12 protein-coding genes and 1 pseudogene are annotated in these 12,682 nt (G+C 70.1%); 1 reads left to right on the forward strand and 12 read right to left on the reverse strand.

Features of this window, described 5'->3' with window-relative positions; translation table 11 throughout:
• Positions 1–121 precede the first annotated feature (121 nt).
• The 7 genes from D7W79_RS28230 to D7W79_RS28260 all read right to left on the reverse strand — a co-directional run bounded on the left by D7W79_RS28230 (position 122) and on the right by D7W79_RS28260 (position 6,372).
• Entirely contained in the window at positions 122–892 is a 771-nt protein-coding gene (locus D7W79_RS28230; protein ID WP_216627361.1) for a hypothetical protein, read from the reverse strand.
• A 180-nt stretch (positions 893–1,072) separates the two neighbouring features.
• Positions 1,073–1,825 carry an ABC transporter ATP-binding protein gene (locus D7W79_RS28235; RefSeq protein WP_120528497.1) on the reverse strand — a complete coding sequence of 251 codons (753 nt, stop codon included), beginning with the start codon at positions 1,823–1,825 and terminating at the stop codon, positions 1,073–1,075.
• Entirely contained in the window at positions 1,822–2,697 is an 876-nt protein-coding gene (locus D7W79_RS28240; protein ID WP_120528498.1) for an ABC transporter ATP-binding protein, read from the reverse strand. The genes D7W79_RS28235 and D7W79_RS28240 overlap by 4 nt, the downstream gene beginning before the upstream one ends.
• Positions 2,694–3,764, reverse strand: coding sequence for a branched-chain amino acid ABC transporter permease (locus D7W79_RS28245; RefSeq protein WP_120528499.1), 1,071 nt, complete (start codon positions 3,762–3,764; stop codon positions 2,694–2,696). The genes D7W79_RS28240 and D7W79_RS28245 overlap by 4 nt, the downstream gene beginning before the upstream one ends.
• Positions 3,764–4,684 (reverse strand): branched-chain amino acid ABC transporter permease, encoded by a 921-nt coding sequence (locus D7W79_RS28250; protein ID WP_120528500.1) that lies wholly within the window; start codon positions 4,682–4,684, stop codon positions 3,764–3,766. The genes D7W79_RS28245 and D7W79_RS28250 overlap by 1 nt, the downstream gene beginning before the upstream one ends.
• 20 nt (positions 4,685–4,704) lie before the next feature.
• Positions 4,705–5,916: an ABC transporter substrate-binding protein gene (locus D7W79_RS28255; RefSeq protein ID WP_120528501.1), complete on the reverse strand. Its 1,212-nt coding sequence runs from the start codon at positions 5,914–5,916 to the stop codon at positions 4,705–4,707.
• Positions 5,917–6,078: 162 nt separating this feature from the next.
• Positions 6,079–6,372 (reverse strand): hypothetical protein, encoded by a 294-nt coding sequence (locus D7W79_RS28260; RefSeq protein WP_147442091.1) that lies wholly within the window; start codon positions 6,370–6,372, stop codon positions 6,079–6,081.
• A 370-nt stretch (positions 6,373–6,742) separates the two neighbouring features.
• Between D7W79_RS28260 and D7W79_RS28265 the strand changes: the two genes are divergently transcribed.
• On the forward strand, positions 6,743–7,627 hold the full coding sequence (locus D7W79_RS28265; RefSeq protein ID WP_244222008.1) for a YsnF/AvaK domain-containing protein: 885 nt from the start codon (positions 6,743–6,745) through the stop codon (positions 7,625–7,627).
• 98 nt (positions 7,628–7,725) lie between these two features.
• Here the strand turns inward: D7W79_RS28265 and D7W79_RS28270 are convergent, their stop codons facing one another.
• The 5 genes and pseudogenes from D7W79_RS28270 to D7W79_RS44575 form a co-directional block, all read right to left on the reverse strand.
• On the reverse strand, positions 7,726–9,207 hold the full coding sequence (locus D7W79_RS28270; RefSeq protein ID WP_120528504.1) for a serine/threonine-protein kinase: 1,482 nt from the start codon (positions 9,205–9,207) through the stop codon (positions 7,726–7,728).
• A 55-nt stretch (positions 9,208–9,262) separates the two neighbouring features.
• On the reverse strand, positions 9,263–9,574 hold the full coding sequence (locus tag D7W79_RS28275) for a hypothetical protein (RefSeq protein ID WP_120528505.1): 312 nt from the start codon (positions 9,572–9,574) through the stop codon (positions 9,263–9,265).
• A gap of 98 nt (positions 9,575–9,672) precedes the next feature.
• A complete protein-coding gene (gene dnaK / locus D7W79_RS28280; RefSeq protein ID WP_120528506.1) occupies positions 9,673–11,502 on the reverse strand; it encodes a molecular chaperone DnaK in 1,830 nt (609 codons plus the stop codon).
• Between the two features lie 2 nt (positions 11,503–11,504).
• Positions 11,505–12,365, reverse strand: a complete 861-nt coding sequence (grpE, locus tag D7W79_RS28285) for a nucleotide exchange factor GrpE (RefSeq protein WP_120528507.1) — start codon at positions 12,363–12,365, stop codon at positions 11,505–11,507.
• A gap of 92 nt (positions 12,366–12,457) precedes the next feature.
• A pseudogene (locus D7W79_RS44575) lies at positions 12,458–12,682 on the reverse strand (transcriptional regulator); the annotation flags it as partial.

The following is a 12,682-nucleotide window of genomic DNA, read 5'->3' on the forward strand; positions in this document are numbered from 1 at the left end:
GCGGCGGCAGCGTTATATTTATAAAAGAGACAGCCCGACACTCTCCACGCGGACAGGTGAACACACCCACACCGCGCGACGCCCCCGGAACGTGTGGGAGCGTCGCGTCAGTGCCTTGCGACTACTTCGTCTTGCGACGGCGCGGGGCGGTGGTGCCCGCGTCGGTGGCCATGCCCGCGTCCGCGCCCTCGAGCGTGCCCGCGTCCATGGACGTGCCGGCGTCCGGCGTGGCCGTGGTGATGGCCGGAGGCGGGTTCACCAGCTTCAGCGAGGTGAGGAACCCGTCCGCCGTGGTGTTGGGGTGGTTGGGGTTGTAGATGACCAGCAGCGTGTACAGGCGCGGGCCCACCAGGAAGTTGCGCGCCTTCAGCTCACCCACCACCGGCGAGCTGACCGTGTAGGCCTTGCCGGGGTAGCCATCCAGGGTGACGTCCGACTCTTCCTTGATGGTGCCCTGGACCTGCTTCACCAGGCCGTCCTTGCCCTCGTTCAGCAGGGCCTCCGGAGGACGGCTCGCCACCAGCTTCTCCGGGTAGTCCGCGGTGCTGACGGAGTAGATGGTGCCGTCCTCGGTGCGAGCGGAGAACGCGGCAGTGTTCACGGTGTTGGCGCCCAGCGGAACCTGCTTGCGTTCCACTTTGGGCTCCATCGGCATGCCGATGGTGAAGCCTTCCGTCGCCTCGTAGGTCTTGAAGGCAGGGGCGGCGGCCGCGGGGGCGGTGCCGTCCGCGCCCGGAGTGGACTCGTTGGGCACGTCCTCGATGGTGGACTGGGCCTGGGGGCCGCCGGTGCCGCCCGAGGAGCCGTCGGTCTTCTGCTGGTTGGCGCACGCGCCGGCGATGAGCGCGAGGGTAGTGAGCGAGGCAAGGAGGAGGCGGGACAACGGACGCATGGGCACGCTTCCTGAGAGGGAAGAGGAATGAGACAGGGAGTCTTATCGGACGCTAGACGAAGTGCTCCGCCGCTGACTACCCGAGTTTCGACACGGCGCGAGGAACTTGCCCCCACCCCGCCCCCGGAAGCGTCCGGGGGCGGACAACGCGCCCAGGGCCGGAAAGTCGGCGCGGGAGGGCTATTCGCCCAGGTACGCGCGCCGAATCTCGGCGCTGTCCAGGAGCGCCTTGCCGGGGCCGGCCATCACCACCTCGCCCGTCTCCAGCACGTAGCCGTAGTGGGCGGCGTTGAGGGCCAGGTGTGCGTTCTGCTCCACCAGGAGCACGCTGACGCCGGTGGCGTTCACCTCGCGCAGCGTGCGGAAGATGGTCTCCGTCACCTGCGGCGCCAGGCCCAGGGACGGCTCGTCCAGGAGCAGCAGTTGCGGCTTGCTCAGGAGCGCCCGGGCAATGGCCAGCATCTGCTGCTCACCGCCGGACAGCGTGCCCGCCAGCTGCCGCTGGCGCTCGCGCAGCACCGGGAAGAGGCTGAAGCCCTTGTCCATGTCCAGGCGCACCTGGGCGGTGTCCTTGCGCAGGTACGCGCCCAGCTCCAGGTTCTCGAACACGGTGAGGTTGGGGAAGATGCCCCGCCCCTCCGGCGCGTGCGCCATGCCGCGCGGCACCAGCTGGTGCGCCTTGAGGCCCGTGATGTCCTGCCCCGCGAGCGTGATGCGGCCCGCGGACGGCTTGAGCATGCCGCTCACCGCGCGCAGGGTGCTCGTCTTGCCCGCGCCGTTCGCGCCGATGAGGGCCACCATCTCGCCCTTGCCCACCGTCAGGGACACGCCCCGCAGCGCCTGGATGGCGCCATAGCGGACCTGGATGCCGTCCACCTTCAGCAGCGGGTCGAACGCGCGCCGCTCGCCCAGCACCTTCACCGGCTCGCTCACGCCGCGCCTCCGTGGGACTCCAGGTAGCTGTCGCCCAGGTACGCCTCGATGACCTTGCGGTCGCTGCGCACTTCCGCCGGAGCGCCGCGGGCGATGGTCTCCCCGTGGTCCAGCACGGTGATGCGCTCGCAGATGCCCATCACCAGCTTCATGTCGTGCTCGATGACCAGCACCCCCAGCGAGAACTCGTCGCGCAGCCGACGGATGAGCACCATCAGGTCCGCCTTCTCGCGCGTGTTCATGCCCGCCGCGGGCTCGTCCAGCAGCAGCACCTTGGGGCGCGTGCCCAGCGCACGGGCGATCTCCAGCCGGCGCTGCTCGCCGTAGGGGAGATTCTTCGCCTCCTCGTCGCGGCGGTGCGACAGGCCCATGACCTCCAGCAGGTGCTCCGCCTGGCGCGTCAGCTCGCGCTCCTCGGCCTGGAAGCCGGGGGTGAGCAGCAGCGCGCGCCACCAGTCGCGGTAGTTGCGCAGCGCCGTGCCCGCCTTCGCCAGGGGGCCCATGACCACCGGGTGCAGCGCGCCTTGAGCGCGGCAGGCCACCTTCACGTTGTCCAGCGCGGTCAGGGCGCGGAACAGGCGGATGTTCTGGAACGTGCGCGCCAGGCCCAGGTGGTTGATCTGATGCGGCACCCAGCCATTCACCCGCTGGCCGGCCACGCGCACCTCGCCCTCGGTGGGCTGGTACACGCCGGTGAGCACGTTGAACGCGGTGGACTTGCCCGCGCCGTTGGGCCCGATGAGGCCCAGCAGGTCCCCCTGGCGCACGGTGAGGTTGAAGTCCGTGAGGGCCTTGAGGCCCCCGAAGCGGATGCTCACGCCGGACGCCTGGAGCAGCGCGTCGCCAGGAGCGGGAGTGACGGCGGCGCTCATGACAGCCCCTTCTTCTTCCGGGGAAGCCACCGGGGCAGCACGTCCCAGAGCTCCTTCGTGCCGAACAGGCCCTGCGGACGGGCCAGCATCAGCACCACCAGCAGGAGGCCGTACACGGGCATGCGGATCTGATCCACCTTCTGCGCCAGGCTGCCCTCCGCGCCCAGCGCGCCGAACAGCGAGCGCAGGCCTTCGGGCAGGAGCGTGAGGAAGATGGCCGCGACGATGGCGCCCGTGCTGGAGCCCAGGCCGCCCAGCACCACCATGACGACGACCTCCATGGACTTCACGAAGGTGAACGAGCCCGGGTTGATGATGGGCACGAAGTGGGCGAACAGGCCGCCCGCGATGCCCGCGAAGAACGACGAGATGACGAACGCGCGGACCTTGTAGCCGGTGGTGTCCACGCCCATGGCCTCCGCGGCCACCTCGTCCTCGCGGATGGCCCACAGGCTGCGGCCGTGGCTGGAGCCCGCGATGCGCCGGGCCACCAGCACCACCAGGAAGACCCAGAAGTACACCATGGCCACGCTGGAGTACTGCGGGATGCCGGACAGCCCCAGCGCGCGGCCGAAGGCCTCCGTGTTCTGCACCACCACGCGGATGATTTCACCGAAGCCCAGCGTGACGATGGCCAGGTAGTCCCCGCGCAGCCGCAGCGACGGCAGGCCCACCAGGAAGCCGCACAGCGCCGCGCAGGTGCCGCCCGCGAGCAGCGCCACGGTGAAGAGCACCTGGTCACTGGCGGCCACCGGCAGGAAGGACAGCGCCACCTCCTTGAGTTCCAGCGACGTGACGCCCGCGATGTACGCGCCCACGGCCATGAAGCCCGCGTGGCCAATGGAGAACTGGCCCGTCATGCCGTTCACGATGTTGAGGCTCACCGCGAGGATGATGTTCACCCCCACCACGGACAAGAGGTACGTGGCGAAGGGCGAGGAGCCCAGCAGCACCTCCGCCAGCGCCAGCACCGGCACCGCGATGAGCACGGGCAACAGGCCGCGCAGGGCCGGGGGCACGCGGCCCGTGTCCACGTCGGTCAGCGTCGTTACACCAGGGGCCGCCATCAGACCTTCTCCGCCGCGACGCGGCCGAAGAGGCCGCCCGGCTTCACCAGCAGCACCAGGATGAGGAAGCCGAAGGCCACCGCGTCACGCCAGGTGCTGGCCGCGTAGCCCACGACGAACTCCTCCACCAGGCCCAGGAGCAGCGCGCCCACCACGGCGCCCGGCACGTTGCCGATGCCGCCGATGACCGCCGCCACGAAGGCCTTCAAGCCCACGTACAGGCCCATGAGCGGACTCACCGACGTGTCCTTGATGGCGTAGAGCAGGCCCGCGCCCGCCGCCAGCGCGCTGGAGAGCATGAACGTCAGCGCGATGATGCGGTCGGTGGGGATGCCCATCAGCGCCGCGGTGCGGTGGTCGAAGGACACCGCGCGCATCGCCTTGCCGAAGCGCGTGCGGTACACGAGGAACTGGAGCGCGGCCATCAGCCCTACAGCGATGAGGAAGCTGATGACCTGCCAGTTCCACACCACCACGTCGCGGTCGCCAATGATGAACCACTCGCTGGGGACGATGACCTCCGGGAAGGCCCGGGGAGACGCGCCCGGCAGGAAGCCGATGTCCAGCTGGAAGCCGTACGACAGCGCGAACGAGATGCCGATGGCGGTGATGAGCGCGGTGAGGCGCGGCTTCTCACGCAGCGGGCGGTAGGCGAAGCGCTCGATGAGGAAGCCGAGCAGCGCGCACCCCACCATGGCCACCGCGAAGATGACGACCACGCCCCACAGGGAACGCTGCGCCTGACGCCCGAGGGCGAAGGCGGTCGCGTAGCCCATGTAGACGCCGACCATCATCACGTCGCCGTGGGCAAAGTTGATGAGCTTGAGGACGCCGTACACCATCGTGTAGCCCAGGGCGACGAGGGCGTAGATGGTGCCGGCGGCCAGACCGTTGATGAGGTGCTGGAGGAGCTGCGACATGTGCCGGGGGTGGCCCTGGACTACGGAGAGATGGTGGTGACGTAGGTGGACTTGCCGTCCGCGACCTTCAGCACCACGGCGGACTTCACCGCGTTGCGCTTCTCATCCAGCGTGATGTTGCCCGCCACGCCGGGGAAGTCCTTCGTCTTCGCGATGGCCGCGCGCAGGGCCGGGCCGCTGGTGTCGGGGGCGTTCTTGAGCGCCTCGATGGCGACGCGCGCGGCGTCATACGCCAGCGCCGCGAGCGCGTCCGGCACCGCGCCGTTGTAGTCCGCCTTGTAGTCCGCGATGAACTTCGTCACGCGCGGATCCGGGTTGTCCGGCGAGTAGTGGTTGGAGAAGTAGCTGCCGTCGATGGCGCTGCCGCCCAGCTCGAAGAGCTTCTCGGAGTCCCAGCCGTCGCCGCCCATCAGCGGCACCTTCAGGCCCAGCTCACGCGCCTGGCGGGCGATGACGCCCACCTCGCTGTAGTAGCCCGGCACGTAGATGCCCTCCGGCTGCGTCTTCTTGATGGCGGTCAGCTGCGCGCGGTAGTCCGTGTCGCCCTGGCTGTAGCTCTCCGTGACGGTGATCTTCCCGCCCATCTCCGCGAACTTCTGGCGGAACACCTCCGTGAGGCCGATGGAGTAGGCGCTCTTGTTGTCCTGGAGGACCGCGACCTTGTTGAGCTTGAGGTTCTCCCGCGCGAACTTCGCCATCACGAAGCCCTGGAACGGGTCGATGAAGCAGACGCGGAAGATGTTGTCGCCCTTCTCCGTCACGGAGGGGTTGGTGGACGACGGGGTGATCATCGGCACGCCGGCCGCCTGCGCCTTCTCCGCCATGGCCAGGGAGCTGGAGGACGCCACCTCGCCCAGGATGAGCACCACCTTGTCCTGGGTGATGAGGCGGGTGACGGCCTGCGCCGCCTCCTCGGGCTTGCTCTGGTCGTCGTACACGCGCACGACCAGCTTCTTGCCCTTCACGCCGCCGGCGGCGTTGGCCTCCTTCAGCGCCAGCGCGATGCCGTTGCGGCTGGAGATGCCGAACGTCGCCTGACCGCCCGTCAGCGCGCCCACTTCACCCAGCACGATGACGTCGTCACCGGCCGGGGGCGTGCCGCCGCCCTGCGCGGTGGCCGGGGCCTGCGCCGCGGGCTGGCCTCCCGCCTCTCCCGTGGGCTGCGTCTTCTTCTCGCAGGCGGCCGCCAGGACGGCGAGCGCGGCGAGGAGCATCGGGGCAAGTCGTCGCATGCGGGGGATTCCTCCGGGGGAGATGACGGGCAAAGCCCCGGTTTTCTAGGGGAGCCCTCCCCATGGGTCAAGCGCACAGCTTGGCTCCGGGGTCCCGCCAACACCTCGGAACAGCGCTGTCGCGACCCCATGCCCCACGGCGGGTGCGCTCCCGCCCCCGCGTCAGGGCTCCAGCCAGAAGTGCTCCCGGCCCGACGGCCCCCTGCGGATCCTCGGCGGGCCCCCGGGCGCCGGGACCCCATCCCGGTCCCTCCAGGGCGCCGCGTCCTCCTGCGTCAGGTCCCAGCGTGGGGTGGAAGGCGCTTCATCGTCCGGCGGCCAGGCGGGCGGCACCTCCAGCGCGGCGGGCTCCGAAAGGGAGGCGCCCGCGCGGCGGCGCCACAGCCTGCCCGCCACCAGCAGCCCCACCGCTCCGGCCATCCACCCGAGTCCCCGGCCTGGCCTCGTGGCTCGCATCGAAGGCTCCTTCCCGGCGCGGGCCGGGACATCCAGGCGCGCGTCCCCACACAGTGGGGCGTGGGCACGCGCGCGGCCAGCGGGAAGCCCGCGGGCGTCAGCCCTGCACGCTCGGTGTCCGGACAGGAACCAGGGGGGCGGTCGCTGCGGCGTCGTGACCGGCGTGCGGCGCGCCGAGCCCCCAGGAGTATCCAGCGTCAGGGGTTTCCCCGGGCACCGTTGCACCCACATTCGTGGTGATGGCCGTGGCGGGCACCTCACGTCCCCTTCCCCCAAGGAAGCCGACATCCGCAAGACCGCAAGACGCATGAACCGGGCGCTCCGCTTCCGACCACACCCGACCCGACGTGAAGGCACAAGGAGCCAGTCAATGATGATCAAGCGCAACGACATCAAGGAAGGGATGACGGTCCGCAGCAGCGACGGCGAGAAGCTGGGCAAGGTCTTCGCCGTGAGCGACGCCGAGTTCCACATCGAGAAGGGGATGTTCTTCCCCAAGGACTATCTGGTCCGCTACTCCGAGGTGAGCGACATCCGCAACGGGGAGATCTTCCTCAACCACGGCCGCGAGGCGCTGAGCAGCCTGTCGGACTCCGGCGGCGTCATGGCGGGACGGGGCGGCGGCGCGGGCGTGGGCCCCGGAGCCGTGGGTGCGACGGCGGCGACGGCCACCGGCAGCACCGCGGGCGGAATTGGCGCGGGGCTGAAGACGGGCACCCCGAAGGTGGGGGACGTCCCGAGGACCGGTATCCAGGACCGCGACCTGCGCACGGACATGCGCGCCGGCGACGTTCGGGAGAAGGAGCGCATCGCGAACGAGGACGTCACGCTGCGCACGCACCATGAGGAGCTGGGCGTCGCCAAGCACCAGCGCAACGCGGGCGAGGCCCAGGTGCGGAAGATCGTCGTGGAGGAGATGAAGACGGTGGAGGTCCCGCTGCGCCACGAAGAGGTGGAGGTGGTGCGCCGCGTGGCGAAGGACCCTGTCCCCGGCGACACGGCGGCGTTCCGCGAGGAGACCATCCGCATCCCGCTGAGCGCGGAGGAGGCGGAGCTGACCAAGCGCACCTACACGGATGAGGAGATCAGCATCCACAAGCGCGACATCGAGGAGCAGGAGCGCATGCAGGGCAGCGTCCGCCGCGAGGAGGTGGAGGGCGTGACGGTGGTGCGCACCGAGGGCGACGTGGACGACGAGACGCGCCGCGCCGGCTACAAGGCGAACCCGGACATCGATCCGCTCAAGCGCTCCTAGCGCCGCCGGGCGGAAGAAAAGCCAGGCCTTGTGCTCCGCCCCGCATGCCGCGCCTTCACGCGCGCGGTGTGCGGGGGTGGCGCATCCGCTTCGCTTCCTCAGCGCGGGGCGCGCGTGGGCGGCGTGGCGCGGGTGGGCATCTCCCGCGCGTGGTCCACGGCGGTCTCCAGCCGCTGCGAGTCGCGCAGCCGCTCCGGGAAGAGCCGGCCCGCGAGCGCCGCCAGCGCCGTGTCGCGCGCGGGGGGACACGCGGACACCAGCCGGTCCGCCATGGCGTGGGCGGTGTCGAAGCGGGCCTCCGGGGCCTTGGACAGCGCCACCGACAGCACGTTCCACAGGGCCGCCGGCACCTCCGGGGGCTTCGTCAGCTTCTCCTGGCAGATGGCCTTCATGGTGGCCAGCTCGTCGTCGCGCTCGAAGGCGCGCCGGCCCGTGAGGGCCTGGTAGAGGATGAGCCCCATGGCGAACAGGTCGCTGCGCGCGTCCAGCTTCTGGCCCAGCGCCTGCTCCGGGGACATGTAGAGCGGCTTGCCCTTCACGATGCCCGGCAGCGTCACCGTGCGCTGCGCGCGCACCTTGGCCACGCCGAAGTCCAGCACCTTCACCTGACCGTCGAAGCCCACCATCAGGTTGTGCGGCGACAGGTCGCGGTGCACCAATTCCAACGACGCGCCGTCCTCGCCCTTGAGCGCGTGCGCGGCGTGCAGCCCCAGGAGCGCCTGCGACACGACGGCGGACGCCACCGCAGGCTCCACGGGGCCCTTGTTGGCGCGCAGCAGCCGGTCCAGGTCGATGCCGTTCACCAGCTCCATGGCGATGTAGTACGCGCCCTGCGCCTCGCCGAAGTCGTAGACGTGCACGAGGTTGGGGTGCGACAGCCGCAGGCCGATGCGCGCCTCGTCCAGGAACTGCTGCACCATCTCCGTCTGGGCCGTCAGGTGGGGCAGGATGCGCTTGAGCGCCACCAGCCGCCCCAGCCCCTCCGGCCCGCGCGTGCGCGCGATGAGCACCTGCGCCATGCCGCCCGTGCCCAGGGGCCTCACGATTTCATAGCGGCCGATGCGCCCGCGGTTGACCGGCGTGCCTTCCACGTCCAGCTCGTCCAGCCGCTCCAGGGGGCCCCGGCCGTCCGTCAGCGCCAGGAAGGACAGCACCGCCGAGTCCAGCTGTTCGCCAATCGCCTCCACCAGCCCCATCACCCGCTTGCCGCCGTCCTCGAAGTCCCCGTCCACCACCAGGCCCAGCCCGCCCAGGTTCAGCCGCCCCAGGGTGAGCTGCTGGCAGAAGAGCATCCGGCCCTCGCGCAGCTTCCGGGGGCCGCTCCAGTGCGCGGCCTCGAAGACGTCCACGCCCAGTTCGCCCAGGACGCGCGTCAGCACGGGCCCCCGCGTGCCCCGGAGGGACACGAAGCCCGCCTTCGCGTGCACCATCCTGGCGCACTGCGTGAGGAACACGTCCAGGCCGGTGTCGAGGTCCAGCCCCCGCTCCAGGCAGTCCTCGAGGATGTCGTCGGCCATCCGGTTCACGGCCATCAGGCCGCGCAGGAAGGCCAGCTCTTCTTCCGGGGATTGGAACGCCACGCGTCCATCAATACCCGAAAACCCGGCGGGGATGGAGCGCCCCCCGGGTGGGACGTCAGACGCGCTCGCGGTCCACGCGCACCACGGCGGACAGGTGCTCCGGCAGCTCCCGCGGCTCCGGCGTCCCCCGGGTGACGGGGTGCTCCAGCATGCCGTGCCGCTCCAGCATGTACTCCAGGTGCGCCACGCGCGCGCGCAGCCCTTCCAGCTCTCCGGCGGACACCTGCCCCCGGGCCTGGACCTCACGCACGCGCAGCCACGTCTCAATCACGGGCTTGAGGGCGAAGCGCAGCGTGAGGCCCATCAGGGGCACGCCGATGGTCATGCCGGTGACCATGATGATCATGACGGCTTCTGTGAGTTCCATGAGGGAGGCTCCGGGGAAGAAAGAGGCGGACTCCCGGGCCTACGAACGCGGGGGCCGGGTGATTGCACCCGGCCCGGCCCGCGTCCCGGGGTGAGGCGTCAGCCGGACTTGGCCTGGTCGGTGTAGATGGCGTCCGCGATGCGGTAGGCGCTGCCCTCCAGGCGCTGGAAGGCTTCCTTCAGGACGCCCGCGTCGGAGGTGTTGAGGACAGAGCGCAGGCGCTCCAGGTCCGCCTGGATTTCGCCGCGGTCCTTCTCCGACAGGAGGTTGGCGTACTCCTCCAGGCTCTTCTCCGTGGTGTAGATGAGCCCGTCCGCGTTGTTGCGCAGCTCCGCCAGTTCCTTCTTCTTCTTGTCGTCCGCGGAGTGCGACTGGGCGTCGGTGATCATCGCCTGGATTTCGGCCTCGGTGAGGCCGGAGTTGCCCACCACGCGCACCTGCTGCTGCTTGCCGGTGCCCAGGTCGCGCGCGCTCACGTGCACGATGCCGTTCGCGTCGATGTCGAAGGACACCTCAATCTGCGGCACGCCGCGCGGCGCGGGCGGGATGCCCACCAGTTCGAAGCGCGCCAGCGTCTTGTTGTCCGCCGCCATCTCGCGCTCGCCCTGGAGGACGTGCACGGACACGAGCGGCTGGTTGTCCACCGCGGTGGAGAACACCTGGCCCTTCTTGCAGGGGATGGTGGTGTTCTTGTCGATGATCTTCGTGAAGACGCCGCCCGCGGTCTCCACGCCCAGCGACAGCGGCGTGACGTCCAGCAGGAGGACGTCCTTCACCTCGCCCTTGAGCACGCCACCCTGGATGGCGGCGCCCACGGCCACCACTTCATCCGGGTTGATGCCCTTGTGGGGCTCCTTGCCGAAGAACTCCTTCACCTTCTGCTGCACGCGCGGCATGCGCGTCATGCCGCCCACCAGGAGGACCTGGTTGATGGCCTGCGCGGTGACGCCCGCGTCCTTGAGCGCGATGCGGCACGGCTCGATGGAGCGGTCGATGAGGTCCGCGACCAGGGCCTCGAAGGTGGACCGGTCCACGGTCTCCGTGAGGTGCTTGGGGCCGGACGCGTCCGCGGTGATGAACGGGAGGTTGACCTCCGTCTCCGGGGCGCTGGACAGCTCGTGCTTGGCGCGCTCCGCGGCTTCCTTCAGGCGCTGGAGCGCCATGCGGTCCTTGCGCAGGTCCAGGCCGTTGTTCTGCTCCGCGAAGCGCTTGGCCAGGTAGTCGATGAGGCGCTGGTCGAAGTCCTCGCCGCCCAGGAACGTGTCGCCGTTGGTGCTCTTCACCTCGAACACGCCGGCGGTCAGCTCCAGGATGGAGATATCGAACGTGCCGCCGCCCAGGTCGTAGACGGCGACGCGCTCCGTGGTGGCGTCCTTCACCTTGTCCAGGCCGTACGCGAGCGCGGCGGCCGTGGGCTCGTTGATGATGCGCAGCACGTTGAGGCCCGCGATGCGGCCCGCGTCCTTCGTCGCCTGGCGCTGGCTGTCGTTGAAGTACGCGGGGACGGTGATGACGGCCTCGGTGACGGGCTCGCCCAGGTAGTCCTCCGCGGTCTGCTTCATCTTCATCAGCACGATGGCGCTGACTTCCGGCGGGCTGTAGCCCTTGCCCCGGATCTCGACCCACGCGTCCCCGTTGGGGCTGGGCGCCACCTTGAAGGAGGAGACGCCGATGGCCTTCCTCGCTTCCGGCGAGTCGTACTTGCGGCCGATGAGGCGCTTGGCCGCGAAGACCGTGTTCTCCGGGTTGGTGATGGCCTGCCGCTTGGCAATCTGGCCCACCAGGCGCTCACCGGAGTCGGTGAAGCCCACCATGGAGGGCGTGGTGCGGCTGCCTTCGCTGTTGGGGATGACCACCGGCTCGCCGCCTTCCATCACGGCGACGCAGGAGTTGGTGGTGCCCAGGTCGATTCCAATCACCTTCGCCATGACTACTGACTCCCCCCGGAGGAACTGTCATCGGGCTGCGCGGGCGCCTGGGGCGCCGTGGTGCTGCCATCTTCAGAAGCCTTGGGTGCTTCCGTGCTGACGGCCGGCGCGGCCACGACTTCCGGCGCGCGGGCGACGACGACCATGGCCGGACGCACCAGGCGGTCGTTGAGGTAGAAGCCGCGCGTCACCTCATAGACGACGTGGCCCGCCGGGACCTCGGCGGTCTCCACCTGCTGGATGGCTTCGTGCAGGCGCGGGTCGAAGGGCTGGCCCTTGGCGGAGAAGCCCTTCACGCCGTGGCGGCCGAGCGAGTCCTCGAAGGACTTGCGCGTCATGGCCACGCCCTTCTGGAAGCTGTCGAAGTCGGGGGACTTGCCGGCGGCGTCGAGCGCGCGGTCCAGGTTGTCCACCACGGGGAGCAGGTCCTTGAGGAGCTTCTCCACGCCGAACTTCTGGACGTCCTCCTTCTCCTTCTGCGCGCGCTTCCGGTAGTTCTCCAGGTCCGCGGCGGAGCGGATGGCCCGGTCCTGGAAGTCCTTGGCGCGCTCGTGCGCTTCCTTCAAGCGCTCCAGCGTCTCGCGGGCCTTCGTCTGGCTGAAGTCCAGCTGCGCGCGCAGCGACTCCACCTCCTGGCGGAGCGCGGCCGCGTCCTCGGTAGGCGGAGTGACTTCGGGGGTGGAGGCGTCGTCCGCTTCGGCGGCAGGGGCAGAGACGTCCAGTTCCACCTCCGTGCCCGCGCTGTCGGCGTCTTCGTCCATCCGACGCTCGACGCTGCGAACCGCCTCGTCGATCACGTCCTGCCCGATGTCCGTCTGGATGCTGCCCTTGTCATTGTCCTGGGTACCCGACACGGCGCGCACTATCTCACGCGCCGGGGAGCGATCCAACAGGACCGGAGGACGTGGCGCATACCCGGCGTACGGGCAGGCGCGACTTCATGGGGAACGGAACTTCACGCCCCGGGCGCGGGTTTCTTGCGGCCCAACGTTTTCTTGGAAGCCGATTTCTTCGTGGCCCGGGCGCCCTTGGGGGCGGCGGGAGCGCCCGCGGTCTTCTTGCGCCCGATGGACTTGTCCGCGGCCTTCGGCTTGTCGGCGGTCTTCGCGCGGGCCGGGCGGCTGGGGGCGGCCTCCTCCGCGGATGCGGCCTTGGGGGCGGCCCTGGCGGTGTCACGGGG

The organism is Corallococcus exercitus (genome assembly GCF_003611585.1).
Lineage (GTDB): Bacteria > Myxococcota > Myxococcia > Myxococcales > Myxococcaceae > Corallococcus > Corallococcus exercitus.